Raw genomic sequence first — 26,118 nt, 5'->3', positions numbered from 1 at the left:
TGGGCGTGCGCAAGGATTCCGTCGTGGCCAATGAACGAGCACCGAGGGCCCGACATCGCATGTCCCAGCCCTCGGAACCCGACGAGGAGCTGATGCGTGCGCTCTATCGCGAACACGCCGGACCCCTGCTCGCATACGTCCTGCGCCTGGTCGCCGGAGACCGGCAGCGCGCCGAGGACGTCGTGCAGGAGACGCTCATCCGTGCCTGGAAGAACGCCGGTCAGCTCAATCGGGCGACCGGATCGGTACGCCCCTGGCTGGTGACGGTCGCCCGGCGCATCGTCATCGACGGCCACCGCAGCCGGCAGGCCCGGCCGCAGGAGGTCGACCCGTCGCCGCTGGAGGTCATCCCCGCGGAGGACGAGATCGACAAGGCGCTGTGGCTGATGACTCTCTCGGACGCACTCGACGACCTGACCCCCGCTCACCGGGAGGTGCTCGTCGAGACGTACTTCAAGGGGCGTACCGTCAATGAGGCGGCCGAGACCCTGGGCATACCCAGCGGAACGGTCCGCTCCAGGGTGTTCTACGCCCTGCGCTCGATGAAGCTGGCACTGGAGGAGCGGGGGGTGACGGCGTGATGAGTGTTTACGGGGGTAACCAAGGGTTCGGTACGGGAGGCATGGGTATGTCTGGCCCCATGCAGGAATCTCCGGTGCCGAACGAGCACGAGACCGTGGGCGCCTACGCCCTCGGCATCCTCGACGACGCCGAAGCGACCGCCTTCGAAGCACATCTGGCCACCTGCGAATGGTGCGCCCAGCAGCTCGACGAGCTGGCCGGCATGGAGCCCATGCTCGCCGCCCTCGCCGACCTCCCCGGCTCCGGCAGCACGCCCGCGATCGGCGAGTCGCTGTCCGCCAAGCCCCGGCCGCGCCTGGTGGAGAAGCTGGTCGACGAGGTCGCCGACCGCCGCGCCCAGAAGCGCCGCCGCAGTTTCTACATGGTGGCCGCGGCCGGCGCGCTGATCGTCGGCGGTCCCTTCGTCGCGGTCGCGACGAACGGCGGCGGCGGTGACAGTGGTGGCGCGGAGCAGCGCCCGCTCGCGGCGAGCCCCGCCAAGGAGGCCTTCGACGGCATCTCCGACAAGATCTCCGCCACCGACCCGGGCACCAAGGTCACCGCGACGGTCGCCGTCCAGAAGAAGGACTGGGGCACGGGCGTGGTCACCGAGCTCAAGAACGTCCGGGGCCCGCTCAAGTGCGCCCTCGTCGCGGTCGGCAAGAACGGCGAGCGGGAGACCCTGTCCTCCTGGTCCGTCCCGGAGTGGGGCTACGGCCTGCCCGACGCCAAGACCGAGAAGGCCAAGCAGCCCCTGTACGTCCAGGGCGGCGCCGCCTTCGAGCCGAACGAGATCGACCACTTCGAGGTCGTGACCTTCGACGGCAAGCGGCTGGTCGAGGTCGACGCGTAGCCTTACCGGGTCCCCTTCGCGTACGGTGGACGGCTGCCCAGCACGTCAGAAGGGGGCCCGGTGGCCGCTCAGGCTCCACAGGAAACCGCGCTCGACCACTCCTCGAGAGACCGCGAGATCGGTGTCGAACAGGAACACCTCAACCGGGTGTACCGGCGCCTCGAGGAGAAGATCCACGAGGCGGAGTTCCTGATGAACGACGCGGCCCAGCGCGGCCAGGTCGGCACGCCCGGCGCACTCGCCGAGCGGGACGCCCAGGTCTTCCGCGCGGGCATCCACCTCAACCGGCTCAACAACGAGTTCGAGGACTTCCTCTTCGGCCGTATCGACCTGCTGCTCGGCAGGGACGGCAAGAAGGGGCCGGACGGCGCCTACACCGCGGTCGAGCCGGCCGAGGGCGCGGTACGCCCGGACAACACCGCCGACATCGCCGAGACCCTGCACATCGGCCGCATCGGCGTGCTCGACCAGGACTACGCCCCGCTGGTCATCGACTGGCGGGCCCCGGCCGCCGCGCCCTTCTACCGGTCGACGCCCGTGGACCCCGGCCGGGTCGTGCGCCGCCGGGTCATCCGCTCCAAGGGCCGCAAGGTCCTCGGCGTCGAGGACGACCTGATGCGCCCCGAGCTGACGGCCTTCCTCGACGGCCACGAGCTGCCCGTCATCGGTGACGGCGCCCTGATGGCCGCGCTCGGCCAGGCCCGCAGCCACACCATGCGCGACATCGTCGCCTCCATCCAGGCCGAGCAGGACCTGGTCATCCGGGCCCCCGCCGCCTCCGTGACGTACGTCGAGGGCGGCCCGGGCACCGGCAAGACCGCCGTCGCCCTGCACCGCGCGGCCTACCTCCTCTACCAGGACCGGCGGCGCTACGCGGGCGGCATCCTGATCGTCTCGCCCACCCCGCTGCTCGTCGCCTACACCGAGGGCGTGCTGCCCTCCCTCGGCGAGGAGGGCCAGGTCGCCATCCGCGCCATCGGCTCCCTGGTCGACGGCGCCGAGGCCACCCTCTACGACTCCCCGTCCGTGGCCCGCGCCAAGGGCTCCTCGCGCATGCTCAAGGTGCTGCGCAAGGCCGCCCGGGGCGCCCTGGAGCTGAACGACGCCCCGACCCGGCTGCGCGTGGTCGCCTTCGGCCGCCGCCTGGAGCTGGAGGCCGAGGAACTCGAGGGCATCCGCCGCGCCGCCCTCGGCGGCACCGCCCCGGTCAACCTGCTGCGCCCCCGCGCCCGCAAGCTCCTGCTGGACGCCCTGTGGGAGCGCTCCGGCGCCGCCGGCCGGCACAGCGACCCCGAACTCGCCGCCGAACTGCGCTCCTCCTTCGACGAGGACATCACCTCCGAGGACGCCTTCCTCGCCTTCCTCGACGCCTGGTGGCCGGAGCTCACCCCGGCCGCCGTCCTGGACGCCATGGCCGACGAGCGGCGCCTGGGCCGCTGGGCCCGGCGGATCCTCAACCCCGGCGAGGTCCGCAAGGTCGCCCGCTCCCTCAAGCGCGACGGGTACTCCGTGCACGACATCGCGCTCCTCGACGAGCTGCAGGCCGTCCTCGGCGCCCCGGCCCGCCCCCGCAGGAAGCGCGAACTCGACCCGCTGGACCAGCTCACCGGCCTGGAGGAGCTGATGCCGGTGCGCGAGGAGTCCCAGCGCGAGCGCGCCGAGCGGCTGGCGGCCGAGCGCACCGAGTACGCCCACGTCATCGTCGACGAGGCGCAGGACCTCACCCCGATGCAGTGGCGCATGGTCGGCCGCCGCGGCCGGCACGCCACCTGGACGGTCGTCGGCGACCCGGCGCAGTCCTCCTGGTCCGACCCGGACGAGGCCGCCGAGGCCCGCGACGAGGCCCTGGGCACCCGCCCGCGCCGCCGCTTCGAGCTCACCGTGAACTACCGCAACCCGGCCGAGATCGCCGAGCTCGCCGCGAAGGTCCTCGCCCTCGCGATGCCCGGCTCCGTCTCCCCGAAGGCGGTCCGCTCCACCGGCGTCGCACCGCGTTTCACGGTCGTCGAGGACACCCTGGGCGCCACCGTCCGCGAGGAGGCCGCCCGGCTGCTGGAGCGCGTCGACGGCACGGTCGGCGTGGTCGTCGCCATGCAGCGCCGCGAGGAGGCCCGCCGCTGGCTCGCCGGACTCGGCGACCGGGTCGTGGCCCTGGGCAGCCTGGAGGCCAAGGGCCTGGAGTACGACGCGACGGTCGTGGTCTCCCCGGCGGAGATCGCCGACGAGTCCCCGGCCGGACTGCGCGTGCTCTACGTCGCACTGACCCGGGCCACCCAGCAGCTCACGGTCGTCTCCGCGGACCGGGACGAGCCCGACGCGGCGGGCGTACCCGACCTGCTCAGGGACTGACGCGCCGGCGGATCCCCGTCCGGGCGGCCCGTTACCCACTCGACGGCGAAATGAACTCCCGGTACGGGAATGGCCTTACGGGATCCGTTTGTTAGCCTGGATGTGGCACCGGCCCGATCCAAGCCCCCGGGCCCAACCTTCGTCGCTACGAGCGACCACTTGCCGCGAGGCGAGCATGGCGGGTCGGTGCCACCTGAACACCGCAAAGAGGCCCACGTCAGCGTGACGTGGGTCTCTTTTCGCTGGTCGGGCCGCGAACAAAACGTTCGCAATCGAGGGCGGCTACCCGCTACCGAGCGGTAGGTGCGACGATCGGACGGCACAACTCAGCGTCAGGTGAAAGCAGAGGAAGTCGGCCATGGCAACGGCGCCCAGCGTCTCCTACTCGATGACGGTCCGGCTGGAGGTGCCCGCGAGCGGAACCGCCGTCTCGCAGCTCACCACCGCCGTGGAGTCCTCCGGAGGCTCGGTGACCGGCCTCGACGTCACCGCATCCGGTCACGAGAAGCTCCGCATCGACGTCACGATCGCGGCCTCGTCCACCGCGCACGCGGACGAGATCGTCGAGGAGCTCCGCGGCATCGAGGGCGTCACCCTGGGCAAGGTCTCGGACCGGACCTTCCTCATGCACCTCGGCGGCAAGATCGAGATGGCGTCGAAGCACCCCATCCGCAACCGTGACGACCTCTCCATGGTCTACACGCCCGGTGTCGCCCGCGTCTGCATGGCGATCGCCGAGAACCCCGAGGACGCCCGCCGCCTCACCATCAAGCGCAACTCCGTTGCGGTCGTGACGGACGGCTCGGCCGTGCTGGGCCTGGGCAACATCGGCCCCAAGGCCGCGCTGCCCGTCATGGAGGGCAAGGCCGCGCTCTTCAAGCGGTTCGCGGGCATCGACGCCTGGCCGATCTGCCTCGACACCCAGGACACCGACGCGATCGTCGAGATCGTCAAGGCGATCGCCCCCGGCTTCGCGGGCATCAACCTGGAGGACATCTCCGCCCCGCGCTGCTTCGAGATCGAGGCCCGGCTGCGCGAGGCGCTCGACATCCCCGTCTTCCACGACGACCAGCACGGCACCGCGATCGTCGTGCTGGCCGCGCTCACCAACGCGCTGCGCGTCGCGGGCAAGGCGATCGAGAGCATCCGCGTGGTGATGTCCGGCGCCGGCGCCGCCGGTACGGCCATCCTCAAGCTGCTGCTCGCCGCGGGCGTCAAGAACGCCGTCGTCGCCGACATCCACGGCGTGGTGCACGCCGGCCGCGAGGACCTGGTGGACGCCGCACCCGACTCGGCGCTGCGCTGGATCGCCGACAACACCAACCCCGAGGGCCTCACCGGCACGCTCAAGGAGGCCGTGCGCGGCGCCGACGTCTTCATCGGCGTCTCCGCCCCGAACGTCCTCGACGGCGACGACGTGGCCGCGATGGCCGAGGACGCCATCGTGTTCGCGCTCGCGAACCCGGACCCGGAGGTCGACCCGGCAATCGCCCGTCAGACCGCGGCCGTTGTGGCCACGGGCCGTTCCGACTTCCCGAACCAGATCAACAACGTGCTGGTCTTCCCGGGTGTCTTCCGCGGCCTGCTGGACGCGCAGTCCCGGACCGTCAACACGGAGATGATGCTGGCCGCCGCGACCGCCCTGGCGAACGTGGTGACCGAGGACGAGCTGAACCCGAACTACATCATCCCGAGCGTCTTCAACGACAAGGTCGCGGGCGCGGTGGCCGGTGCGGTCCGGGAGGCGGCCAAGGCGGCCGGCGCGACGGCGAGCAGCCCGTCCGCGGTGTGAGGACGAGGCCCGTCCAGGGCGCGCGCCGCGGTCCGGGGCGGGTCGTCCCGGACTGTGAGCAACCCCACGGCCGCCGGGAGACCGGCGCGTCGCACGACCCCCGTCAGCAGCGAAGCTATCGTGGCGGCCAGGCTCAGGCCCTCTTTTCGTGTGACTCCCCAAGGGTGTTCTCACGACTCCTGCGGGTGCCGGATTGGCTTTCCCGCCGCAGGTAGGGGCAGGATGCGTCCCTGGGCGCGAGGGTCTGACGACGGACCCGGGTCCGGGGACTCATCGAGGACCCTGGCAGCATCGGCTTCGATCTGACGCCTCAACGGCAAGATGAACACGGGAGTAACAACATGAACCGCAGTGAGCTGGTGGCCGCGCTGGCCGACCGCGCCGAGGTGACCCGCAAGGACGCCGACGCCGTGCTGGCCGCGTTCGCCGACGTCGTCGGCGACATCGTCTCCAAGGGGGACGAGAAGGTCACCATCCCCGGCTTCCTGACCTTCGAGCGCACCCACCGTGCCGCTCGCACCGCCCGCAACCCGCAGACCGGCGAGCCCATCCAGATCCCGGCCGGCTACAGCGTGAAGGTCTCCGCGGGCTCGAAGCTCAAGGAAGCCGCCAAGGGCAAGTAAGGCGCGTGAGCGCCGCTCCGGGTCAGCGCCGTCGGCGGCTGCGGACCCGTTGTGGCTTGTCGCGCAGTTCCCCGCGCCCCTTGGGCGCGGCACCGAACGCCGATGGGGCGGTCACCCGAGTCAGGGTGACCGCCCCATCGGCGTACCGGGCTGCTAGCCGAGCGCCTTGCCCGGCAGTTCGACCTTCGCCCCGAGCTCGACGAGCTTCTCCATGAAGTTCTCGTAGCCGCGGTTGATCAGGCCGATGCCGTGCACCCGGGACGTGCCCTGGGCCGCCAGGGCCGCGATGAGGTACGAGAAGCCGCCGCGCAGGTCGGGGATGACCAGGTCGGCACCCTGCAGCTTCGTGGGCCCGGAGACGACCGCGGAGTGCAGGAAGTTGCGCTGCCCGAAACGGCAGTCGGAGCCGCCCAGGCACTCGCGGTAGAGCTGGATGTGCGCGCCCATCTGATTCAGCGCGGACGTGAAGCCGAGGCGGGACTCGTAGACCGTCTCGTGGATGATCGACAGGCCCGTGGCCTGCGTCAGGGCGACCACCAGCGGCTGCTGCCAGTCCGTCTGGAAGCCCGGGTGGACGTCCGTCTCCAGCGCGATGGACTTCAGCTGCCCGCCGGGGTGCCAGAAGCGGATGCCCTCGTCGTCGATCTCGAAGGCACCGCCCACCTTCCGGTAGGTGTTCAGGAACGTCATCATCGAGCGCTGCTGGGCGCCGCGGACGTAGATGTCGCCCTCGGTCGCCAGCGCGGCCGACGCCCAGGACGCGGCCTCCAGGCGGTCCGGCAGGGCGCGGTGGTTGTAGCCGCCGAGCTGGTCCACACCCGTGATGCGGATCGTCCGGTCGGTGTCCATCGCGATGATCGCGCCCATCTTCTGCAGCACGCAGATGAGGTCCTCGATCTCCGGCTCGACGGCCGCGTTGGACAACTCCGTGACGCCCTCGGCGAGGACGGCCGTCAGCAGCACCTGCTCGGTCGCGCCGACGGACGGGTACGGCAGCCGGATCTTGGTGCCGCGCAGCCGCCGCGGGGCCTCCAGGTACTGGCCGTCCGCCCGCTTCTCGATCTTCGCGCCGAACTGCCGCAGCACCTCGAAGTGGAAGTCGATGGGCCGGCCGCCGATGTCGCAGCCGCCGAGGCCGGGGATGAAGGCGTGGCCCAGGCGGTGCAGCAGCGGGCCGCAGAACAGGATCGGGATACGGCTGGAACCGGCGTGGGCATCGATGTCAGCGACGTTCGCGCTCTCCACGCGGGTCGGGTCCATCACGAGTTCGCCGGGCTCGTCACCCGGGCGGACCGTCACACCGTGCAGCTGCAGCAGACCCCGTACGACGCGCACGTCGCGGATGTCCGGAACATTGCGCAGCCGGCTCGGAGCGCTGCCGAGCAGCGCCGCCACCATGGCCTTCGGTACGAGGTTCTTCGCACCGCGGACACGGATCTCGCCCTCCAGCGGGGTTCCGCCGTGGACAAGCAGGACATCGTCGTTGACGGTCATGAATCTCGCGTTCCGTGGAGTCGGGCAGGGGCCAGGAGGGAAAGGGTAATCGCCCACCACCCCCCTTCCGTAAGCCCGAGGCGGACCCAGCCACGTCATGGCTCTGTCACAACACGAACCGTTCCGTGCCGGGCACATGGGGTCACGATCACATTCGTGCGCGGCGGACGCACCGGTGCGCCCTGAGCTGCGCTCACCCCGGACGCCCGCATCGCTCCCCATGGGAAGGGAAGATGCGGGATCATGTCTGGCATGACCGAGGTGTCCTCGCTCACAGGGCGGTTGCTCGTGGCCACACCTGCCCTGGCGGACCCGAACTTCGACCGCGCGGTGGTGCTGCTCCTCGACCACGACGAGGAGGGTTCCCTCGGTGTCGTCCTCAACCGCCCCACCCCGGTGGACGTGGGGGACATCCTGGAGGGCTGGGGGGATCTCGCCGTCGAGCCCGGCGTGGTCTTCCAGGGCGGCCCGGTGTCGCTGGACTCGGCCCTCGGCGTCGCCGTCGTCCCGGGCGGCGCGGCCGGTGAGGCCGCCCCGCTGGGCTGGCGCCGGGTGCACGGCGCGATCGGGCTGGTCGACCTGGAGGCCCCGCCGGAGCTGCTGGCCTCCGCCCTCGGCTCGCTGCGGATCTTCGCCGGGTACGCCGGCTGGGGCCCGGGCCAGCTGGAGGACGAGCTGGTCGACGGCGCCTGGTACGTCGTCGAGTCCGAGCCCGGCGACGTCTCCTGCCCGTCCCCGGAGCGGCTCTGGCGCGAGGTGCTGCGCCGTCAGCGCAACGAGCTGGCGATGGTGGCGACGTACCCCGACGACCCTTCGCTCAACTGATGCGTGTGAGCTTCAGTACCCTTGGGCCTATGAGCACTCTCGAGCCCGAGCGCGGGACTGGTACGGGGACCCTCGTAGAGCCGACGCCGCAGACCTCCCACGGTGACGGTGACCACGAGCGCTTCGCCCATTACGTCCAGAAGGACAAGATCATGGCGAGCGCCCTCGACGGGACCCCCGTCGTGGCGCTGTGCGGCAAGGTCTGGGTTCCGGGCCGCGACCCGAAGAAGTACCCCGTGTGCCCCATGTGCAAGGAGATCTACGAGTCCATGGGCTCCGGTGGCGACGACAAGGGCGGCAAGGGCGACAAGTAGGTCCGCTCCGTCAGGTCCGGTCCGCGCGGTGTAAAGCCTCCAGGGTGCGTTTTGCGTGCCCTGGGGGCTTTTGTGCTGTCCGGGCGTTGCACGGGGTGCGTCCGCCGGTCACAGAGTGGTTGAGACCTCTTGTGGGCGTGTTCATGCAGTACCTAGCCTCCGATGTGTTGTGCACAGCGAAACCTTCATTGCGCATGTTGCAACACTCCCTCGGAGGAGCACTCCATGAAGCTGTCCCCCCGTCTCGTCGGCCTCGGCGCGCTCGCCGCCCTCCTGGCCACCGCCTGCGCCCCCCAGACCTCCGGCAACACCTCCTCCGACAAGGACGAGAAGACCGGCACGCTGCGCGTGTGGCTCTTCCAGGAGGTCGGCAACGCCCCCAAGGAGAAGGTCGTCGACGCGGTCGTCGCCGACTTCGAGAAGGCCCACAAGGGCACCCGGGTCTCCGTCGAGTACATCCCCATCGACACCCGCGCCCAGCGCGTCAAGGCCGCCTTCAACGACCCCGCCTCCGCTCCGGACGTCATGGAGTACGGCAACACCGACACGGCCGGCTACGTGAAGGACGGCGGACTCCTCGACGTCACCGAGGAGTTCGGCGACTGGAGCGAGGCGAAGGACACCGACCCCACCGCGAAGCAGTCGGTCACCGTGGACGGCAAGGTCTACGGCGCACCCTTCTACGTGGGCGTGCGCGCCCTGTACTACCGCACGGACGTGTTCAAGGAGCTCGGCCTGTCCGTCCCGAGGTCGATGGCCGAACTCGCCTCCACCGCCCGGGCGATCCGCGAGGCGAAGCCCGAGCTGTACGGGCTGGTCGTCGGCGGTGCCTACACCTACGGCGCGATGCCGTTCGTGTGGGCCAACGGCGGTGAACTCGCCGGCGGCAAGGACGGCTCGTACACCTCCGGCATCGACAGTCCGCAGGCGCAGAAGGGCATCAAGGCCTACACGTCCCTCTTCGGCGACGACAACTGCCCGGCCGCCAAGTGCGCCGGCATGGGCGGCAACGACACGATCTCCGCGTTCGCCGCGGGCAAGGCCGGCATGGCGATCGGCGGCGACTTCAGCCACACCGCCGTCGAGGCCGGGAAGGTCAAGGGCAAGTACGCCGTCGTGCCGCTGCCCGGGGTCGAGCCCGGCTCGATCGCGCCCGCCTTCGCCGGCGGCAACAACATCGGCGTCCTGAAGAGCACCTCGCACCGCACGCTCGCCGTGCGGCTGATGGAGCAGCTCGCCTCGAAGAAGACCCAGAGCGAACTCTTCGACGCGATGGGCTTCCTGCCCACCTTCACGGACGTCCGCCGGCAGGTCGCCCGGGAGGAGCCCTTCGTGAAGCCCTTCGTGCAGACCCTCTCCGCCGGCACCAAGTTCGTCCCCGCGTCCCCGGCCTGGGCCCAGATCGACTCCCAGCTGGTCCTGCCGACCATGTTCCAGGAGGTCATCAGCGGCAAGAAGGACGTCGCCCGGGCCTCCGAGGACGCCGCGAAGAAGATGGACACCGCGTTCGGCTCCGCGGGGTGAGCGGCATGAACGACGGTACGGAACCGGCCGCGACGGACTCGTCCGGCCTCGTCCCGGCGGGCACCGACACGACGGTCCCCGGGGCGGTCGAGCCGGGCGGAAGCACGGCTGGGGCGGGAGCCGGTCGGGTCAGGCCCGAGGCAGGTGCGCGCGGGGCCGGAGGCGGTCCGGGGGGAGCGCGTGGGGCCGTTTCCGGGCGGGACGCGGCGCCCGGGGTGGCCGTCGCCGCGCCGCCCGGCGGGACGTCGCCGGGGCACGCTCCGGACGCCGCCGCCGGGCGGCGCGGTGGTGCGGCGGACCGAGGGGCCCGCGGGGCGCACCGGAGCCCGGCCCGCACCTCCCCGCTCGTGTCCGGCGGCTGGACGCCCTGGCTGTATCTCGCCCCCGCGCTCGTCGTACTCGGCGGGCTGCTCGTCTACCCGATCTACCAGCTCGGGCTGATCTCCTTCTTCGCGTACACGCAGGCGCAGGTGAGCGGCGGGGAGCCGGCCACCTTCGAGGGGTTCGGGAACTACGCCGGGCTGTTCGGGGACCCGCAGTTCTGGCAGGTGCTGCTCGCCACCGTGCTGTTCGCGGCGGCCTGCGTCGTCTCCACGCTCGCGGTCGGATGCGCCCTGGCCGTGCTGCTCACCCGCGTGCGGGCCCTGCCCCGGCTCGCGCTGATGCTCGCCGCGCTCGGCGCGTGGGCGACCCCGGCCGTGACCGGATCGACGGTGTGGCTGTTCCTCTTCGACCCGGACTTCGGCCCGGTCAACCGGATGCTGGGCCTCGGCGACCACTCGTGGACGTACGGCCGGCTCAGCGCCTTCTTCCTCGTCCTGCTCGAAGTGGTGTGGTGCTCCTTCCCGTTCGTCATGGTCACCGTGTACGCCGGCATCCGCGCCGTTCCGGCCGAAGTGCTGGAGGCCGCCTCCCTCGACGGCGCCTCGCAGTGGCGGATCTGGCGCTCCGTCCTCGCCCCGATGCTCCGGCCGATCCTGGTCGTCGTCACCATCCAGTCGGTCATCTGGGACTTCAAGGTCTTCACCCAGATCTACGTCATGACGAACGGCGGCGGCATCGCCGGCCAGAACCTGGTCCTGAACGTCTACGCCTACCAGCAGGCCTTCGCGTCCTCGCAGTACGGCCTCGGCTCCGCGATCGGCGTCGTGATGCTGCTGATCCTGCTCGCCGTCACCCTGGTGTACCTGCGGCTGCTGCGCCGGCAGGGGGAGGAACTGTGAATCTTCTTCGCGCCCGTGTGCGCCGCCCGGGCCGGCTGGCCGCCGAGGCCTCCGCCCTGCTGATCGCGGTCGTCGTCGCCTTCCCCCTCTACTGGATGGTGCTCAGCGCCTTCAAACCGGCCGGGGAGATCGAGTCGAGCGAGCCCAGGCCGTGGACGCTCGCGCCCTCCCTGGATTCCTTCCGGCGCGTCTTCGGGCAACAGGAATTCGGCCGCTACTTCCTCAACAGCCTCGTCGTCGCGGGCAGTGTCGTGATCGCCTCCGCGCTGATCGCGTTTCTCGCCGCGACCGCCGTGACGCGATTCCGCTTCCGCCTGCGCACCACCTTGCTGATCATGTTTCTGGTGGCCCAGATGGTGCCCGTGGAAGCCCTCACGATCCCCCTGTTCTTCCTCATGCGGGACGCCGGCCAGCTGAACACGCTGGGCTCGCTGATCCTGCCCCACATCGCCTTCTCGCTGCCCTTCGCGATCTGGATGCTGAGGGGTTTCGTGAAAGGCGTTCCGGAGGCGCTGGAGGAGGCCGCGTACATCGACGGGGCGAGCCGGGCACGATTCCTCTGGCAGATCCTTTTCCCCCTCGTCCTGCCGGGTCTCGTGGCCACCAGCGTGTTTTCGTTCATCTCCGCCTGGAACGACTTCCTGTTCGCCAAGTCGTTCATCATCAGCGACACCTCGCAGTCGACGCTGCCGATGGCCCTGCTGGTCTTCTACAAGCCCGACGACCCGGACTGGGGCGGCGTCATGGCCGCCTCCACGGTGATGACGATCCCGGTCCTGGTCTTCTTCGTACTCGTACAGCGGCGCCTGGTCTCCGGACTGGGCGGAGCGGTGAAGGACTGATGTGACCTCTCCTGAGACGGACCTGATTCCGGCGCCCTCGCGCATCGAGACCGGGAGCGGACCGGGATGCGTCCTCGACGCGGACTCCGGCATCGAGGCCGGCCCCGGCACCGAGCAGGTCGCGCGGTGGCTGCGGGCGACCGTGGGAGCGGCGACCGGCCTGCCGCTGGACGCGCGCCCCGACGGCACCGGCCGCGCGGGCGACGTCCGGCTGCGCATCCGTCCGGGCCTCGGCGGGCCCGAGGCGTACCGCCTCACGGCGGGCGACGGACGGGTCCTCGTCGAGGGGGCGAGCGGGACCGGCCTGTTCTGGGGCGTCCAGACCCTCCGTCAGCTCCTCGGCCCCGAGGCCTTCCGCCGGGCGCCGGTGTCCGGGCGGCGGACCTGGGAGGTGCCGGCCGTCACCCTCGACGACGCGCCCCGGTTCCGCTGGCGCGGCCTGATGCTCGACGTCGCCCGGCACTTCATGCCGAAGGAAGGCGTCCTGCGTTACCTCGATCTGATGGCGGCGCACAAACTCAACGTCTTCCACTTCCATCTGACGGACGACCAGGGCTGGCGCGTCGAGATCGAGCGGTACCCGCGGCTGACGGAGATCGGCTCCTGGCGCGCCCGCACCAAAACCGGCCACCGCGCCTCGCCCTTGTGGGAGGACAAGCCGCACGGCGGCCACTACACCCAGGACGACATCCGGGAGATCGTCGCCTACGCCGCCGAGCGGCACATCACCGTCGTCCCCGAGATCGACGTGCCCGGACACTCGCAGGCCGCCATCGCCGCCTACCCGGAACTCGGCAACACCGACGTCATCGACACCTCCGCGCTCTCCGTCTGGGACACCTGGGGAATCAACCCGAACGTACTCGCCCCCACCGACGGCACCCTGCGCTTCTACGAGGGCGTCCTCGAGGAGGTACTGGCGCTGTTCCCCTCGGAGTTCGTCCACATCGGCGGCGACGAATGCCCCAAGGAGCAGTGGCGGCGGTCGCACACCGCCCAGGAGCGCATCCGGGAACTCGGGCTCGCGGACGAGGACGAGCTCCAGTCCTGGTTCATCCGGCACTTCGACACCTGGCTCGCCGCACGCGGGCGCCGGCTCATCGGCTGGGACGAGATCCTGGAGGGCGGCCTGGCCGACGGCGCGGCCGTGTCCTCCTGGCGCGGCTACGCCGGGGGCATCGCCGCCGCCCGGGCCGGCCACGACGTCGTCATGTGCCCCGAGCAGCAGGTGTACCTGGACCACCGTCAGGCGCCGGGCCCCGAGGAGCCGGTACCGATCGGGTGGGTGCGCACCCTGGAGGACGTCTACCGGTTTGAACCCGTTCCCCCGGAGCTGACGCCCGAGGAGGCCCGGCACGTGCTGGGCGCCCAGGCCAACCTGTGGACCGAGGTGATGGAGGACCAGGCGCGCGTGGACTACCAGGCGTTCCCCCGGCTCGCCGCCTTCGCCGAGGTCGCCTGGAGCGCCCTGCCCGACCCGGCGGAGCGGGACTTCACCGGCTTCGAGCAGCGGATGAGGGCCCACTACCGGCGCCTCGACGCCCTGGGCGTCGCCTACCGTCCCCCCGCCGGGCCCCTGCCCTGGCAGCGGCGCCCCGGCGTCCTGGGCCGCCCGATCGACGGTCCGCCGCCCCTCCGTTAGCCCGGGCCACCGCTACCGAACAGCTCGAACAGGCCACGGAAAAAGCGCACAAGGGTCACCGAAAGTGCCAATCGGCATGCACTGGTGAACCTGTGCGAAAACGGACCATCTCCCCGGTGAGGTGGGCGAATGCCTCCTAGCGGACCCGTGTCTTCGGCTCTCGCCAAGATGTGCCAGAGTTGCCACGTCCGCCCTGTCAGCACGTACCGTACGGCAGCACAGGTGGGACCAGGTGGGGCAGCGGGAAGGGGCAGCCGGTTTGACCACGCACGCACCGCAGGCGGCGCAGGCCGTCACGCTGCCCACGACGCTGGACGAGGCCGTCGCGGCACTCACCGCCGTGCCCGCCGCCGTGCCCGTCGCGGGTGGTACCGATCTGATGGCCGCCGTCAACTCCGGGCAGCTCAGGCCCGCCGCGCTGGTGGGGCTCGGCCGGATCAGCGAGATCCGCGGCTGGCAGTACCAGGACGGCCACGCGCTGCTCGGCGCCGGCCTCACGCACGCGCGCATGGGCCGCCCCGACTTCGCGGCCCTCATCCCGGCGCTCGCCGCCGCCGCGCGCGCCGCCGGCCCGCCGCACATCCGCAACGCGGGCACCCTGGGCGGCAACATCGCCTCGGCCGCGCCCACCGGCGACGCGCTGCCGGTGCTGGCCGCCCTGGAGGCGACCCTGATCATCGCGGGCCCGGGCGGAGCCCGCCGCGAGCTCCCGGTGTCGCACCTGCTCGCCGGGATGGACATGCTGCGCGCCGGTGAACTCATCGGCTACGTGCGCGTACCGCTGCTGCACGCCCCGCAGGTCTTCCTGAAGGCGACCGGCCGCACCGGCCCGGGCCGCGCGGTCGCCTCCGTGGCGCTGGTCCTGGACCCCGCGCGCCGGGGCGTGCGCTGCGCGGTGGGCGCCATAGCGCCGATGCCGCTGCGGCCCCTGGAGGCCGAGCAGTGGGTCGGCCGGCTCATCGACTGGGACAACAGCCGCACGCTCGTCCCGGAGGCTCTGAACGCCTTCGGGGAGTACGTCGCCGCGGCCTGCATCCCCGACGCGGCCCCGGGAGAGGACGGCTCCGTACCGCAGCTCCCGCCCGCCGTACTGCACCTGCGGCGCACCGTCGCCGCGCTGGCCCGACGAGCACTGGGGAGGGCGCTGTCGTGACCGACGACCAGCACGGAGAGGGCACGCCCCGGGCCGGGAGCCGCTGGGACCCGTTGCCCCAGGGCGAGTACGACGACGGCGCCACCGCCTTCGTCGAGCTGCCCGAGGGGGGCGTCGACGCCCTGCTGGCCGCCGACAGCCCGCTCGCCGCGCCGGGCCACGGCTACGTACCGCCGCAGATAACGGTCACCCCCGCCACGACCGCGGGCACCGACCCGGCGGCCACGGGCGCGTGGCCGGTGCCCGGCGCGCCCGTCGACGGCGCCCAGTGGCACGACCCGCACGACCCGCACGACCCGCACGCGGCGCACCAGCAGCAGGGCCACGAGACCGGGGAGTTCGGAGAACACGGGGAGTACGGGGAGCAGCCGTACGGCAGCCCCGACGCGCCCTACGGCACGCCGTACGGCTCCGGCGCCGGGGCCGGACAGCACGGTGGTGACGACCGCTTCACCCCGTACGACCCGGGCGTCACCGGGCAGTGGAACTTCGAGGAGCCCGCGGCGGCACAGACCGCGCCCGGCCACGACGTGACCGGACAGTGGTCGATCCCCGTCGCCGGGGGAGACCTCCCGGACGAATCGGGCGAGTTCACCACGTCGTCGCTGGTCGAGCAGTGGGGCGGCACCCCGCCGGCCACGCTCCCGGGCGGCGCGCCCGCCCCGTGGGCCACCGAGGCGGCCGGCCGGCCGTGGGGGCAGCAGGACCCGCAGGACCCGGCCGGGCAGGACCAGGCCGGGGCGTACCCGCAGAGCGGCGACCCGGGGCAGGGCTACGAGCCCGCCCAGGGCCACGCCACCGAGCAGGGGCAGGGCCACGCCACCGAGCAGGGGCAGGGCCACGGTGCCGGGCCGGGGCACGGGTTTCCGCCCGAGCAGGGCCGCGGGCACGGGCACGACGAGGAGGACGGGCACGGCCGGCCGCAGGACACCGGGCCCGCCTCCGGATACGCGCCGGACCCGGGCACGCCGGGCGCCCACGCCCCGGAGCGAGCCCCCGCCGGGCCCCTGCCGCACGAGACCGACCCGGGCCACGCGGCCCATCTGCCGCACGAGACCGACCCGGGCCACGCGGCCCATCTGCCGCACCGCGCGGGTCCGGTGGAGCACGAAGCGCCCGGGCAGGCCGCCGAACCGCCGACGACCGGCCACGCGCCGGAGCAGTCCGGCTTCGCGGCACCCGGGGCGCAGTCCCCGGGCTTCACGGACGCGGCCCCGGATCCCTCGGGCTACCCCGGTCACACGCAGGCCCCCTCGGCTTACACCGGCCACGAGGCGTCGGCCTTCCAGGGGCACGCCCCGGAGCGGGCCCGCGAAGGCGGCCACGAGCCGGGCCGGTCGGGCATGCCCGGGCACGGACCGGAGCAGGGCGTACCGGGCCACGGGGCCGAGCAGCCCGGCCTGCCCGGCCACGGAGCCGGGCAGGCCGGCGTACCCGGTCACGCTTCCGACGCGTCCGGCCCCGGACAGCCCGCCGCCCCGGAGCCCGCCCACGGCTACGCCGAGTACGGCACGGAGGCCCCCGAAGGGCCCGCGTCCGCGCCCGAGGGCGAGGCCGAGCCCGTGGAGGCTCCGCAGGCCGCCCAGGAGGCCTCACAGGCCCCCGCGGGCGGCGGTGAGCCCGGTGCGCCGTCCCAGGACGGCGAGGACGCCCCGGAGACCGCTGAAGGCGTGGAGGGGGCCGGCGCTCCCGCCGCCGGTCCGCTCCCGGCCCACGCGGACACGGAGGCCGGACCCCAGGCCGCCGACGCCTCACCCGCCGACGCTCCGCCCGCCGACCCTTCGTCCGCCGAGGCCGAGCCCGCCGACGGCGAGACGCCCGGCGACGCGGCCTCCGCCGGCCCGGCGTCCGGCGACGCCGCACCCGGGGCCGCAGCGCCCGAGGACGCAGCGCCCGAGGACGCGGCATCCGGCGCTCCGGACGACGACCCCTCCGCCCCGCACGCCGCCGGCACCCCCGAGGACCGGGCGGCCACCCCCGCCGCACCGCAGGAGGAACACCCCCTCGCCTCCTACGTCCTGCGCGTGAACGGCACCGAACGGCCCGTCGGCGACGCGTGGATCGGCGAGTCGCTGCTGTACGTGCTGCGCGAGCGGCTCGGACTCGCCGGCGCCAAGGACGGCTGCTCGCAGGGCGAGTGCGGGGCGTGCAACGTCCAGGTCGACGGCCGGCTCGTCGCCTCGTGCCTGGTCCCGGCCGTGACCGCCGCCGGCAGCGAGGTCCGTACCGTCGAGGGCCTGGCCGAGGACGGCCGCCCCTCGGACGTGCAGCGGGCGCTGGCGCGCTGCGGCGCCGTGCAGTGCGGCTTCTGCATCCCCGGCATGGCGATGACCGTCCACGACCTGCTGGAGGGCAACCCGGCCCCCACCGAGCTGGAGACCCGCCAGGCGCTGTGCGGCAACCTGTGCCGCTGCTCCGGCTACCGGGGCGTGGTGGACGCCGTCAAGGAGGTCGTCGCCGAGCGCGAGGCGTACGCCGCCCCGGGTGACGGCGACGGCGACGAGCCCCGGATCCCGCACCAGGCGGGCCCGGGCGCCGGTGGCGTGAACACGTCGGCCTTCGGAGCGCCCCCGGAACCGCGCGCGCCCGAACCGCACTCTCCGGAACCGCACTCTCCGGAACCGCACTCTCCGGAACCGCACGACCAGCCCTACGGCCAGGACGGAGGCCAGGCGTGAGCAACGAAGCAGCCACCGCGCAGGCCGCGGAGGCCGCCGCCCCCGCACCCGACCCCCTGCCGCACGGCCTCGGCGCCTCCCTCCCGGCCGCCGACGCCCGCGCCAAGACGGAGGGCACCTTCCCCTACGCCGCCGACCTGTGGGCCGAGGGCCTGCTGTGGGCCGCCGTGCTGCGCTCCCCGCACCCGCACGCGCGCATCGTCTCCATCGACACCACGCACGCGCGCGAGATGCCCGGCGTGCGTGCCGTCGTCACCCACGAGGACGTTCCCGGTGTCCCGCTGCACGGGCGGGGCAAGGCCGACCGCCCGGTCTTCGCCTCCGAGGTCGTGCGCCACCACGGCGAGCCCATCGCCGCCGTGGCCGCCGACCACCCGGACACCGCGCGCATGGCGGCCGCCGCCGTCATCGTCGAGTACGAGGTGCTCGACCCGGTGACCGACCCGGAGCAGGCCTTCGAGGCCGAGCCGCTGCACCCCGACGGCAACCTGATCCGGCACATCCCGCTGCACCACGGCGACCCGGAAGCCGCCGGTGAGATCGTCGTCGAGGGCCTGTACCGCATCGGCCGCCAGGACCCGGCGCCCATCGGCGCCGAGGCCGGTCTGGCCGTCCCGCGCCCGGACGGCGGCGTGGAGCTGTACCTCGCCTCCACCGACCCGCACGCCGACCGGGACGCGGCCGCCGCCGCGTTCGGCCTGGAACCCGAGCGCGTCAAGATCGTCGTCACCGGTGTCCCCGGTGCCACCGCCGACCGCGAGGACCAGGGCTTCCAGCTGCCGCTCGGCCTGCTGGCGCTGCGCACCGGCTGCCCGGTGAAGCTCACCGCCACGCGCGAGGAGTCCTTCCTCGGCCACGCCCACCGGCACCCCACCCTGCTGCGCTACCGGCACCACGCCGACGGCGAGGGCAGACTCGTCAAGGTCGAGGCGCAGATCCTGCTCGACGCGGGCGCCTACGCCGACACCTCCGGTGACGCGCTGGCCGCCGCCGTCGCCTTCGCCTGCGGCCCGTACGTCGTCCCCAACGCCTTCATCGAGGGCTGGGCCGTGCGCACCAACAACCCCCCGTCCGGCCATGTGCGCGGCGAGGGCGCCATGCAGGTCTGCGCCGCCTACGAGGCGCAGATGGACAAGATCGCCAAGAAGCTCGGTCTCGACCCGGCGGAAGTGCGCCTGCGCAACGCCATGGCGACCGGCGACGTGCTGCCGACCGGCCAGACGGTCACCTGCCCGGCCCCGGTCGCCGAACTCCTCCAGGCCGTACGCGACTTCCCGCTGCCGCCCCTGCCGAAGGACACCCCCGAGGACGAGTGGCTGCTGCCCGGCGGCCCCGAGGGCGCGGGCGAACCGGGCGCGGTGCGCCGGGGCGTGGGCTACGGCGTGGGCATGGTGCACATGCTCGGCGCGGAGGGCGCGGACGAGGTGTCCACGGCCACCGTGAAGGTCCACGACGGTGTCGCGACGGTGCTGTGCGCGGCCGTCGAGACCGGTCAGGGCTTCACCACCCTGGCCCGGCAGATCGTCCAGGAGACCCTCGGCGTCGACGAGGTGCACGTGGCGCCCGTCGACACCGACCAGCCCCCCGCGGGCGCGGGCTGCCGCGGCCGGCACACGTGGGTGTCGGGCGGCGCCGTCGAGCGCGCGGCCAAGATGGTCCGCACCCAGCTCCTCCAGCCGCTCGCGCACAAGTTCGGCATGTCGACGGAGCTGCTCCAGATCACCGACGGCAAGATCACCTCGTACGACGGGGTGCTCTCCACGACCGTCACCGAGGCGCTGGACGGCAAGGAACTGTGGGCCACCGCCCAGTGCCGCCCGCACCCCACCGAACCGCTGAACGAGGCGGGCCAGGGCGACGCCTTCGTCGGCATGGCCTTCTGCGCGATCCGCGCGGTGGTGGACGTCGACATCGAGATCGGTTCCGTGCGGGTCGTGGAGCTGGCCGTCGCCCAGGATGTGGGCCGGGTCCTCAACCCCGCCCAGCTGGCCGCCCGGATCGAGGCGGGAGTGACCCAGGGCGTGGGCATCGCGCTCACGGAGAACCTGCGCACCCCGCGCGGCCTGATCCGCCACCCCGACCTGACCGGTTACGCCCTCCCGACCGCTCTCGACGCGCCCGACATCCGCATCGTCCGCCTGGTCGAGGAGCGGGACGTGGTCGCGCCCTTCGGGGCCAAGGCGGTCAGCGCGGTGCCGGTGGTGGCCTCCCCGGCGGCCGTCGCCTCCGCCGTCCGCGCCGCGACGGGCCGCCCCGTGAACCGGCTGCCGATCCGGCCGCAGGCCGCGGTGGTCACCGAACGCTCCTGATGATCCCGGCGGGCGGCGTCGTCCTCATCACCGGCGTGATGGCGGCCGGCAAGTCCACGGTCGCGCAGGCCCTGGCCCAGGCGCTGCCGAGGGCCGCGCACGTCCGCGGCGACGTGTTCCGGCGCATGATCGTCTCGGGCCGGGCGGAGTTCGTCCCCGGCGCGGGCGACGAGTCGGAGGCCCAACTGCTGCTGCGCTACCGCCAGGCCGCCGCGACGGCGGACGCGTACGCCGAGGCCGGGTTCACCGCTGTCGTCCAGGACGTGGTGCTGGGCGAGCACCTGAGGACGTACACCGGCCTGGTGCGCACCCGCCCGCTGTACGTGGTCGTCCTCGCGCCGCGCCCCGAGGTGGTGGCCGCGCGGGAGGCGGAGCGGACGAAGACGGGGTACGGCGCCGGCTGGACGGTCGGGGCGCTGGACGAGGCGCTGCGCACGCGGACCCCGCGGCTCGGGTTGTGGCTGGACACCTCGGAGCTGACGGTGGGGCAGACGGTCGAGGCGATTCTGGCGGGAAGGGAACGCGCGAGGGTCCTCTGAGCGTCATCGGATGAGGGTCCTCTGAGCGTCGTCGAAAACGGACGCGTCGTGGTCGCTCGGCACGCGTCGCTGCTCCGGGGCGTTGTCAGTGGTGGGGCGTAGTGTTCCGGTCAGTGGGGGACGGCTGCCGGGCCCGGCCGGGCGATCTGCCGTGCTCCGCCAGGGGACGGGAGCGAGCGCATGCGGGGGAGCCCATGAGTACGACCGATGCCGGTGCCGCGGTGATCACCCTGACCGAGTCCGAGCTGGACCCGTGGGTGACGCACGCGTCGACGCGGCACTGGCTGACGGGACCGGGCCTGCCGGCCGACAGCGGCGTGCTGAGCTTCGCCGAGCTGCGCCGGGAGGGCCTGCGCACGGTCGCGGACTCCACGGGCGACCCGGACGACCGGCTCGCGGCGGAACTGCGCGAACAACTGGTCATAGGCGGACTCCTGGGCCCCGCGGGCCTGGAGACGGAGTCGGTCCTGCTGGACGGCGCGACGGGCGAGATCTCGACGACGTACTTCCTGCACGACCGCCCCGACCTGATGGACCGCCGCCCGCTGGCCCCCTCGCTGCGGACGCTGGTCCGCTTCGCGGAGGCGACGGACGAACTGGCGGGGCTGCGCGGCCAGTTCGCCTCCTACGCGGGCCGCTTCGGACTCAAGGCGGTGGCGGAGGCCTCCCAGCACCTGCTGTCCGTCTTCCGGGACGGCGCGGACGGCGAACCGGCCCCGTTCTGGAAGATGGCGGCCCTGATCCGCCCCCTGTCCCTGGTCGCGGGCCGCGCCGGCGTCTGCGGTCTCTCCCTGGACCTCCCGCACCGCCTGCTGGACCAGGAGTTCGGCCCCGGCAAGGTGGCGCGTTTCGAGGACTTCGACTTCCCCGCGGCCCTCACGCACGAGCCGACCCGCCGCTTCCTGCGCGAGGTGGGCCTCCCGGAGGACGCCCACGTCTTCTCCCTGGACACCGACGTCCCGCTGGCGACGCTCGCCGAGTACCACGCCGACGCGGACACCCCGGTGGACGTCCCGGCGGGCGCCCACCACCTGCTGCGCCTCGGTCATCTGGTCGAGGGTCACAGCCTCGTCGTCGACGGCGCCACGGGCGCGGTCCTCGACTGGAGCGAGTCGCAGGCGACGCTCCACCCCCTCAACACCGACGTGTCGACCCTCGCCTTCACGCTCTGGCTCCTGCACCGCGAGCGGGCGATCGACGCCGCGTCGGACCACGAGCTGACGACCGACGCGTACGACCAGCTGGCCATGACGATGCTCCAGGTCCTGGCCACGGTCGACCCCACGGGCATCACCACGCCGGCCTCGTCCCGGCACTACTGGACGGCCACGTTCCAGGACGAGGCGGGCGGGGTGCTCTGACGGGCTCCGGTCAGGCGGTGGTGGAGGCGCCGCGGCGGCGGCGCACGGCGAACACCAGGCCGCCGCCGATCACCGCGGCGGCCGCCGCGGCACCGGCGAGCAGCGGCGTGCCGTCGGAGCCGGTGGCGGCGAGGTTGCCGCCGGTGCTCCCGCCGGCCGTGGTGCCGCCGGCGCCTGTGGTGCCGGTGCCGGTCGACGCCGTGGCCGAGGGCGAGTCCGTGGCGCCGCTGCCGCCGGCGGCCTGGCCCCCCGGCTCGTTGCCGCCGCCCCCGCTGCCGCCGCCGTCGGTGCCCTCCGACGGGGTCGGCCCGGGCTCGTAGTCGCTCGGCAGGTCGATGCGGATCGTGGCGGTGTTGTTGGCGCGGTTCCTGTCGTACGCGGGGGCGGTGCCGTAGACGGAGGACGCCGTGACCGTGCCCTCGGTGTCCTGCGCGGACTCCTTGATCGCCAGCATGAAGGTGTAGTCGAGGGACTGCCCGACGTCGAGGGTCCCGTCGCCGGGCCAGCAGACGTACTTGGGCTTGCCCGGGGTGCCCTGCGGCCCGCTCGGCCCGTCGATCCCGAACGGCGCGCAGTCCTCGGGCACCTCGACGGCGGTGGTGCCCGGCGGTATCTGCACCAGCAGACCCGGAAGGTCGTCGCTGTCCTGGTTCTGCACCCAGCCCGGGCCGTCGTTGCGCAGGGTCGCCGTGACGGACTGCCGGTCGCCGGCCAGCGCCTCGGTGTCCTCGCCGACCGCGACGAGGTCGGCGGTGTTGTCCGCCGTCAGGGTCATCCGCCGGTGACTGTCGTCGTACCCCTCACCGGGCGCCTCCCCGCTCGCGCTCGTGCCGTACTCGACGGCCTCCATCAGGGCCGTGCCGAGCGCCTTGAACCGGACGGGCGTGGTGACGGAGGCGCCCGGCTCGACGACGGCGTCGAGCTCGCACAGGGCCTGCCTGACCTGGTCCCGCACGGTCGAGTAGGTGCAGCCCGCGACCTCCTCGGGGAAGTCGAGCCCGCGCGTCAGACGCACCCGGAACGTGACGCCGTCCACGGCCGCCGTGCCCTTGTTGGTGAGCGTGACGGACTCGTCGTAGACCGCACCGGGCTTGAGGGAGGCGGCGGCCGGAAGGGCCGACACGACCAGTGCGGGCCCGCCCTCCTCGGCGTACGCCACGGGCGCGGCGACAGCGGGTCCGGTGACGGCGATCACGGCAGCGGCCAGGACGGCTGCCGGGGGGCGCAGGTGCACAGCGGTTCTCCTCGTCGGACGGTCTCGTCGCACCGAACGGCACGACGACCGGAGTGTCGGCTACCGGTCATGTTCTGGACACGTGAGGGGCTCTCGGGGTTGTGCGGCCGGCTACCGGTTCGTTCGTGTTCCGGGCGGTGGCGAGCCGGTCGTGCGCCTGCCGAGCCGCGCAGCGGGCATCAGCGCCCCGGTGGCTTGCCCCTGTTGCGCCCTGAACGCGCCCTTCCCCCCTTCTGTGCCGGGACGCACGCTCGAACGCATGGGGGACACAGGCGAGTCGAGCATCATCCCGTTACCCGGCCCCGACGGGCACCGGCAGCGGCCACCGGGCGCTCCGCGGCCGTGGGAGAGGACCGACCGCGCCCAGGCGGCACTGGAAGGCGCCACCGGCCCGGAGCCACCCGCCCCGCCGCTCTGCCCCAACTGCGGGCTCACGGGCGACCGGCGCGTCACCTACTACGGCCGGCACGTCCTGCTCGAACCGGACCCGCCGGTCCCGGCGCACCTGGTGCCCGCGTGGCACCGCTGGTACGTCGACGCCGACGGCACGGCCTGGAACGGCCGCGACGACGAGCCGCTGCCGGGAGCGGTGTGCCGCGTCCCGCACCGCATCACCTGCCCGGGCCTGCGGCTGGAGGAGGTCGGCCGGTGGCGCCGGCTGGCAACGGTGCGCCAGACGGTCATGTTCTGCCCGAACGACGGCCTCTGCTCGGCGGGCTGGGGGAGAAGCGCATCCAGACGGGAGCGCATCCGGACGAAAGAAGAGGCCGTGGCGGGATTCGAACCCACGTAACTCGCTTTGCAGGCGAGCCCCTGAACCACTCGGGCACACGGCCGTGACCGAGAGCGACTCCGCAGCCGTGGCGGGATTCGGACCCGCGTGACTCCCCGCGAGCGGAGCTCGCTGATGGATGCAGCGCAGGCGAGCCCCTGAACCACTCGGGCACACGGCCTTGTCCGGAGTCGGACTCGAACTCGGTGCAGTGACCGTACGGCGGTGGGGACGGGGGGCTCAAGGGCATCCCGAGGGGTGCAACGTGACTGCCATACGCCGTTCATGAACGGCCGGGGCCGACGGGGAGGGCGTACGACCAAGGTCTCAGGCCGGGACCGTCTCGCGACAGGGGTCAAAGGGGTGTGTGGACCTTACGCTGGCGGACATGCCTGACTCCAAGCCGCGTGACGCCGATGTCGTGGGTGCTGCCGTTCCCTCGTCCCTCGCCCGAGAGGACGAGGGTGTGCTGGGGCCGGGACACCGGGCGTTGAGCGTCGGGATCGTCTCCGTCGTGCTGCTCATCGCCTTCGAGGCGACCGCCGTCGGTACGGCCATGCCCGTCGCGGCGCGGGAGCTGGACGGGATCGCGCTGTACGCGTTCGCGTTCTCCGGGTACTTCACGACGAGCCTGTTCGGGATGGTGCTCGCCGGGCAGTGGTCGGACCGGCACGGGCCCCTCGGACCGTTGACGACGGGCATCGCCTCCTTCGGCGCCGGGCTGCTGCTGTCGGGGACCGCGGGGGCGATGTGGGTGTTCATCCTGGGGCGGGCCGTGCAGGGGCTCGGCGGCGGAATGGTGATCGTCGCGCTGTACGTGGTGGTCGGGCGGGCCTATCCGGAACGGCTGCGGCCGGCGATCATGGCGGCCTTCGCCGCGGCCTGGATCGTGCCGTCGATCGTCGGCCCGCTCGCCGCCGGCACGGTGACCGAGCGGCTCGGCTGGCGATGGGTGTTCGTGGGGATCCCCGTCCTCGTCCTGCTGCCCCTCGCCTTCGCCCTGCCGCAGATCCGGCGGCGCGCCTCCGGACCGGTGGGTGAGCCGGGCGAACCCGGTGGGCCGGGTGAGACCGGGCCGCGCGCTTCGTTCGACCGCCGGCGGATCCGGCTCGCCCTCGCCATCTCCCTCGGCGCGGGCCTCCTCCAGTACGCCGCCCAGGACCTGCGCCCCCTGTCGCTCCTGCCCGGCGCGCTCGGCGTGGCGCTGCTCGTGCCCGCCGTGCTCGGGCTGCTGCCGCGCGGCACCTACCGGGCCGCCCGCGGGCTGCCGTCCGTCGTGCTGCTGCGCGGCGTCGCCGCCGGGTCGTTCATCGCCGCGGAGTCGTTCGTGCCGCTGATGCTGGTCACCCAGCGCGGGCTCAGCCCGACCCTGGCCGGTTTCTCGCTCGCCGCGGGCGGGGGCACGTGGGCGCTGGGGTCCTGGGTGCAGTCGCGCTCGCGGGCCGAACCGTACCGGGAGCGGCTGACGACCTTCGGCATGCTCCTGGTCGCCGCCGCCATCGCCACGGCGCCGAGCGTGCTGGTCGACTCCGTGCCCGTGTGGACCCTGGCCGCCGCCTGGGGCGTCGGCTGCTTCGGCATGGGGCTGGTCATCTCCTCCACGAGCGTGCTCCTGCTCAAGCTGTCCGCCCCCGAGGAGGCCGGCAGCAACTCCGCCGCGCTGCAGATCTCCGACGGCCTCTCCAACGTCGTCCTCCTGTCCGCCGGCGGCGCCGCCTTCGCCGCCCTGGGCGGTGGCACCGTCTCCCACACCACCACCCGCGCCTCCGGCTCGCACCCGGCCGCCTTCGCCGCGGTGTTCCTGCCGATGGCGGCGGTGGCCCTGCTGGGCGCCTGGGTGTCGACCCGCCTGCGGGAGCACCGGCCGTAGCCTCCTCCTCCGTGTCCGGCCTCCCTCTGTGCCGGACACCCCGCGCGATGACCTGCGCACGGCAGACCCGGTACCTGGTCGTCGACGTGGCCTCCGGGGTCGAGGCCGAGGTCGGGAGGATCGCGGGGCGGCTGAGGGAGCTGTGACGTCGGTCCCACCC

The 26,118-nt window shown here is 73.1% G+C and carries 20 protein-coding genes and 2 tRNA genes; 18 read left to right on the top strand and 4 right to left on the bottom strand.

Features of this window, described 5'->3' with window-relative positions; genetic code table 11:
- Positions 1-59: 59 nt before the first annotated feature.
- From ACPXCS_RS11070 to ACPXCS_RS11050, 5 genes are all read left to right on the top strand, one after another.
- The gene (locus ACPXCS_RS11070; protein WP_010039908.1) at positions 60-581 is read left to right on the top strand and encodes a sigma-70 family RNA polymerase sigma factor; all 522 of its coding nucleotides are present in this window, start codon (positions 60-62) and stop codon (positions 579-581) included.
- Positions 581-1,414, top strand: a complete 834-nt coding sequence (locus ACPXCS_RS11065; protein WP_425947537.1) for an anti-sigma factor family protein — start codon at positions 581-583, stop codon at positions 1,412-1,414. The genes ACPXCS_RS11070 and ACPXCS_RS11065 overlap by 1 nt, the downstream gene beginning before the upstream one ends.
- Positions 1,415-1,474: 60 nt before the next feature.
- Positions 1,475-3,763: a HelD family protein gene (locus ACPXCS_RS11060; RefSeq protein ID WP_425947535.1), complete on the top strand. Its 2,289-nt coding sequence runs from the start codon at positions 1,475-1,477 to the stop codon at positions 3,761-3,763.
- A 358-nt stretch (positions 3,764-4,121) separates the two neighbouring features.
- On the top strand, positions 4,122-5,555 hold the full coding sequence (locus tag ACPXCS_RS11055; RefSeq protein WP_425947533.1) for an NAD-dependent malic enzyme: 1,434 nt from the start codon (positions 4,122-4,124) through the stop codon (positions 5,553-5,555).
- Positions 5,556-5,896: 341 nt separating this feature from the next.
- Positions 5,897-6,178, top strand: a complete 282-nt coding sequence (locus ACPXCS_RS11050) for an HU family DNA-binding protein (RefSeq protein WP_003990598.1) — start codon at positions 5,897-5,899, stop codon at positions 6,176-6,178.
- A 153-nt stretch (positions 6,179-6,331) separates the two neighbouring features.
- Here ACPXCS_RS11050 and murA read toward each other — a convergent pair whose 3' ends face one another.
- Complete coding sequence (gene murA, locus ACPXCS_RS11045; RefSeq protein WP_425947531.1) at positions 6,332-7,672, bottom strand: UDP-N-acetylglucosamine 1-carboxyvinyltransferase; 1,341 nt, start codon at positions 7,670-7,672, stop codon at positions 6,332-6,334.
- Positions 7,673-7,924: 252 nt separating this feature from the next.
- Between murA and ACPXCS_RS11040 the strand changes: the two genes are divergently transcribed.
- The 11 genes from ACPXCS_RS11040 (at position 7,925) to ACPXCS_RS10990 (ending at position 22,082) form a co-directional block, all read left to right on the top strand.
- Positions 7,925-8,497, top strand: a complete 573-nt coding sequence (locus ACPXCS_RS11040) for a YqgE/AlgH family protein (protein WP_311688211.1) — start codon at positions 7,925-7,927, stop codon at positions 8,495-8,497.
- A 29-nt stretch (positions 8,498-8,526) separates the two neighbouring features.
- Positions 8,527-8,811, top strand: a complete 285-nt coding sequence (locus ACPXCS_RS11035) for a DUF3039 domain-containing protein (RefSeq protein WP_311688212.1) — start codon at positions 8,527-8,529, stop codon at positions 8,809-8,811.
- A gap of 225 nt (positions 8,812-9,036) precedes the next feature.
- Positions 9,037-10,335, top strand: coding sequence for an extracellular solute-binding protein (locus tag ACPXCS_RS11030; protein ID WP_425947528.1), 1,299 nt, complete (start codon positions 9,037-9,039; stop codon positions 10,333-10,335).
- Positions 10,336-10,682: 347 nt separating this feature from the next.
- A complete protein-coding gene (locus tag ACPXCS_RS11025) occupies positions 10,683-11,558 on the top strand; it encodes a carbohydrate ABC transporter permease (RefSeq protein ID WP_425947526.1) in 876 nt (291 codons plus the stop codon).
- Positions 11,555-12,400, top strand: coding sequence for a carbohydrate ABC transporter permease (locus ACPXCS_RS11020; protein ID WP_425947524.1), 846 nt, complete (start codon positions 11,555-11,557; stop codon positions 12,398-12,400). Before ACPXCS_RS11025 ends, ACPXCS_RS11020 begins: the two co-directional genes overlap by 4 nt.
- A gap of 1 nt (position 12,401) precedes the next feature.
- Entirely contained in the window at positions 12,402-14,042 is a 1,641-nt protein-coding gene (locus ACPXCS_RS11015; RefSeq protein WP_425947522.1) for a beta-N-acetylhexosaminidase, read from the top strand.
- 259 nt (positions 14,043-14,301) lie between these two features.
- Positions 14,302-15,195: an FAD binding domain-containing protein gene (locus ACPXCS_RS11010; RefSeq protein WP_425947520.1), complete on the top strand. Its 894-nt coding sequence runs from the start codon at positions 14,302-14,304 to the stop codon at positions 15,193-15,195.
- Positions 15,192-17,873: a 2Fe-2S iron-sulfur cluster-binding protein gene (locus ACPXCS_RS11005; protein ID WP_425947518.1), complete on the top strand. Its 2,682-nt coding sequence runs from the start codon at positions 15,192-15,194 to the stop codon at positions 17,871-17,873. Before ACPXCS_RS11010 ends, ACPXCS_RS11005 begins: the two co-directional genes overlap by 4 nt.
- Positions 17,870-20,182, top strand: a complete 2,313-nt coding sequence (locus ACPXCS_RS11000) for a xanthine dehydrogenase family protein molybdopterin-binding subunit (RefSeq protein ID WP_425947516.1) — start codon at positions 17,870-17,872, stop codon at positions 20,180-20,182. The genes ACPXCS_RS11005 and ACPXCS_RS11000 overlap by 4 nt, the downstream gene beginning before the upstream one ends.
- Positions 20,182-20,721 (top strand): AAA family ATPase, encoded by a 540-nt coding sequence (locus tag ACPXCS_RS10995; protein WP_425947514.1) that lies wholly within the window; start codon positions 20,182-20,184, stop codon positions 20,719-20,721. Before ACPXCS_RS11000 ends, ACPXCS_RS10995 begins: the two co-directional genes overlap by 1 nt.
- Before the next feature lie 194 nt (positions 20,722-20,915).
- Complete coding sequence (locus ACPXCS_RS10990; protein WP_425947512.1) at positions 20,916-22,082, top strand: SUKH-4 family immunity protein; 1,167 nt, start codon at positions 20,916-20,918, stop codon at positions 22,080-22,082.
- A gap of 10 nt (positions 22,083-22,092) precedes the next feature.
- On the opposite strand, the gene ACPXCS_RS10985 is transcribed toward ACPXCS_RS10990, so the two are convergent.
- Positions 22,093-23,316, bottom strand: a complete 1,224-nt coding sequence (locus ACPXCS_RS10985; RefSeq protein ID WP_425947510.1) for an LAETG motif-containing sortase-dependent surface protein — start codon at positions 23,314-23,316, stop codon at positions 22,093-22,095.
- 259 nt (positions 23,317-23,575) lie between these two features.
- Between ACPXCS_RS10985 and ACPXCS_RS10980 the strand changes: the two genes are divergently transcribed.
- Positions 23,576-24,109 (top strand): DUF6083 domain-containing protein, encoded by a 534-nt coding sequence (locus ACPXCS_RS10980; protein ID WP_425947508.1) that lies wholly within the window; start codon positions 23,576-23,578, stop codon positions 24,107-24,109.
- Here ACPXCS_RS10980 and ACPXCS_RS10975 read toward each other — a convergent pair.
- A tRNA-Cys gene (locus tag ACPXCS_RS10975) sits at positions 24,081-24,152 on the bottom strand. The genes ACPXCS_RS10980 and ACPXCS_RS10975 overlap by 29 nt on opposite strands.
- A 19-nt stretch (positions 24,153-24,171) precedes the next feature.
- A tRNA-OTHER gene (locus ACPXCS_RS10970) sits at positions 24,172-24,269 on the bottom strand.
- Positions 24,270-24,476: 207 nt separating this feature from the next.
- On the opposite strand from ACPXCS_RS10970, the gene ACPXCS_RS10965 reads away from it, so the two are divergent.
- Positions 24,477-25,958 (top strand): MFS transporter, encoded by a 1,482-nt coding sequence (locus ACPXCS_RS10965; protein ID WP_425947506.1) that lies wholly within the window; start codon positions 24,477-24,479, stop codon positions 25,956-25,958.
- Positions 25,959-26,118 lie beyond the last annotated feature (160 nt).

The organism is Streptomyces sp. DT190 (assembly GCF_049846985.1).
Classification (GTDB): Bacteria; Actinomycetota; Actinomycetes; order Streptomycetales; family Streptomycetaceae; genus Streptomyces.
Note: the sequence above shows the minus strand (reverse complement) of the source record. Positions and strands in the feature narration are given on the sequence as shown.

Excerpts from the sequence above, each read along its gene's own strand:
- ACPXCS_RS11055 (WP_425947533.1), top strand. The coding sequence starts at position 4,122 with ATGGCAACGGCGCCCAGCGTCTCCTACTCGATGACGGTCCGGCTGGAG.
- murA (WP_425947531.1), bottom strand. The coding sequence starts at position 7,672 with ATGACCGTCAACGACGATGTCCTGCTTGTCCACGGCGGAACCCCGCTG.
- ACPXCS_RS11035 (WP_311688212.1), top strand. The coding sequence starts at position 8,527 with ATGAGCACTCTCGAGCCCGAGCGCGGGACTGGTACGGGGACCCTCGTA.
- ACPXCS_RS10990 (WP_425947512.1), top strand. The coding sequence starts at position 20,916 with ATGAGTACGACCGATGCCGGTGCCGCGGTGATCACCCTGACCGAGTCC.
- ACPXCS_RS10995 (WP_425947514.1), top strand. The coding sequence starts at position 20,182 with ATGATCCCGGCGGGCGGCGTCGTCCTCATCACCGGCGTGATGGCGGCC.
- ACPXCS_RS11065 (WP_425947537.1), top strand. The coding sequence starts at position 581 with ATGAGTGTTTACGGGGGTAACCAAGGGTTCGGTACGGGAGGCATGGGT.
- ACPXCS_RS11040 (WP_311688211.1), top strand. The coding sequence starts at position 7,925 with ATGACCGAGGTGTCCTCGCTCACAGGGCGGTTGCTCGTGGCCACACCT.
- ACPXCS_RS11050 (WP_003990598.1), top strand. The coding sequence starts at position 5,897 with ATGAACCGCAGTGAGCTGGTGGCCGCGCTGGCCGACCGCGCCGAGGTG.
- ACPXCS_RS10980 (WP_425947508.1), top strand. The coding sequence starts at position 23,576 with ATGGGGGACACAGGCGAGTCGAGCATCATCCCGTTACCCGGCCCCGAC.
- ACPXCS_RS11030 (WP_425947528.1), top strand. The coding sequence starts at position 9,037 with ATGAAGCTGTCCCCCCGTCTCGTCGGCCTCGGCGCGCTCGCCGCCCTC.
- ACPXCS_RS11070 (WP_010039908.1), top strand. The coding sequence starts at position 60 with ATGTCCCAGCCCTCGGAACCCGACGAGGAGCTGATGCGTGCGCTCTAT.
- ACPXCS_RS10965 (WP_425947506.1), top strand. The coding sequence starts at position 24,477 with ATGCCTGACTCCAAGCCGCGTGACGCCGATGTCGTGGGTGCTGCCGTT.